We start from the raw sequence: 711 nt of genomic DNA on the forward strand, positions 1-711 counted from the left end.
CTGACCTGCCACTGAAGTTTCATCCAGCCGCTGTTAGAGCCTCGGCAGGTGATACGCCTTCTGGCGCGACAGGAGCAAGGGGCCAGCGCGCGGAGCCTGTCCGTTGCGCAGCGTGATGGTCCCTTGCGGTTCGTAGAGCCTCGGCAAATGCCGTCGGTGTCTGATAGCCCAATGAGGAATGGGGCCTCGCGGTATTGTAATCTGCGACCCAGGCCGCGATCAGCTGGCGCGCATGCTCCAGGCCGAAGAACAGGCTCTCGTTCAACAGCTCATCCCGCATGCGGCCGTTAAACGACTCAATGTAGCCGTTCTGCATTGGCTTGCCTGGGGCAATGTAATGCCACTCGATCCGATGCTCGGCACACCAGGCGAGAATGGCGTTCGAGGTCAGTTCGGTGCCATTATCGGAGACAATCATCCCTGGCTTGCCGCGGCGCGTCATCAGCGTTTCCAGCTCTCGGGCGACCCGCTTGCCCGAGATCGAGGTATCGGGGATCGCTGCCAGGCATTCCCGCGTTACGTCATCGACGATGTTCAGGATCCGGAAGCGCCGGCCGTTGGCAAACTGATCATGGACAAAGTCGAGCGACCAGCGCGCGTTGGCTTTGGCCTCCACCAGGATCGGCGCCCGTGTGCCCACAGCCCGTCGGCGCGCCTGACGCTTACGAACCGTCAGGCCCTCCTCTCGATACAGGCGGTAGACCCGGTTCA

Annotated in this window: 1 protein-coding gene; it reads right to left on the minus strand. The window is 62.2% G+C overall.

Going from position 1 to position 711, the window contains the following annotated elements; translation table 11 throughout:
* Window positions 1-19: 19 nt before the first annotated feature.
* Window positions 20-711: IS3 family transposase (locus FS320_RS44575; protein WP_152718801.1), on the minus strand; the 692-nt coding region annotated here is incomplete at its 5' end.

The organism is Microvirga tunisiensis, from assembly GCF_009296175.1.
GTDB classification, from domain to species: Bacteria; Pseudomonadota; Alphaproteobacteria; order Rhizobiales; family Beijerinckiaceae; genus Microvirga; species Microvirga tunisiensis.